The following is a 1,070-nucleotide window of genomic DNA, read 5'->3' on the forward strand; positions in this document are numbered from 1 at the left end:
TAGGACTTACGCGGTTAACGTCAACCAACTGTATTTAGCATAATTTTAATATCAAGTTCGTACAAATAATTTTTGAAACAATAAAATTATGCAAAAGCAAAAGTGTTCCCTAAAATTGTACACCAATTTTTTAATAGCGAACCAGAATAGATATTCTGGCTTAGAACTGTCAAGAGTCTCTCCAGTTGCTGATTTATGCCACGATTCAGTATCAAGGTGGCTATCCAGCTCAAACTTTACACCATCAGATCTCTGGAACCAAGTTAAGGACCTGGTTGAAGTAAAGACTGGATACCTGTTATGCGATGATACTCTTCTGAACAAGCAATACTCAAGAGTAAATGAACTTGCTAAAATACAATACAGCGGAAATGAGCATGAGCTGGTAAATGGTATATGCCTTGTAAATCTGCTCTGGACAAAAGGGAACGAATTCATTCCCGTAGACTATCGTATCTATCGGAAAGAGGCCGATGACAAGACTAAAAACGATCATTTTCAAGACATGCTCAAAAGGGCTTTTGATCGCGGTTTTTCCCCTCTTTATGTCCTTATTGATTCATGGTATTCCAGTATAAGCAATCTTAAACTTGTTAGGAAATTCAAGTGGAATTTTATTTGCAGTCTAAAATCAAACCGTAAAATCAATGTTATCCAGGGTAATTATATTCCTATAGCTGACTTGGATCTTGCCGAAAAACAAGTAAGGAAAGTCTGGCTTAAGGAATTTGGTTTCATCTTGGTATGTAAGATAGTCGATAAGAATGGCGACATTACATATCTGGCAACAAGCGATTTAAATTTACAAGATTATGACAATTTCGTGAATAATTTTCAACAGAGGTGGAAAATAGAGGAGTTTCATAGGGGAATCAAGCAAACAACAGGAATAGAGAAGTGCTATTCAACTCTTGCAGCTTCTCAAAAAACCCATATCTTCGCCTCTTTTGTAGCGTTTGTTAAATTAGAAGTTAGACGGTTAAAGGAGCATATATCGTGGTATGAGCAAAAGGCGACTATCAATAGATACGCTGTAAATAATTATTTGAGGATAAATGCGTAAGTCCTAA

The 1,070-nt window shown here is 36.2% G+C and carries 1 protein-coding gene; it reads left to right on the plus strand.

Translation table 11 applies throughout. The annotated features are described in order from the left end of the window. The first annotated feature begins 88 nt into the window (after positions 1 to 88). Positions 89 to 1,063: a transposase gene (locus FIB07_18185; GenBank protein NJD54772.1), complete on the plus strand. Its 975-nt coding sequence runs from the start codon at positions 89 to 91 to the stop codon at positions 1,061 to 1,063. The last annotated feature ends 7 nt before the right edge of the window (positions 1,064 to 1,070 follow it).

The sequence above is a fragment of the Candidatus Methanoperedens sp. genome, assembly GCA_012026795.1.
Lineage (GTDB): Archaea > Halobacteriota > Methanosarcinia > Methanosarcinales > Methanoperedenaceae > Methanoperedens.

Coding starts and splice junctions, on each gene's coding strand:
- FIB07_18185 (NJD54772.1), top strand. CDS start 89: ATGCAAAAGCAAAAGTGTTCCCTAAAATTGTACACCAATTTTTTAATA.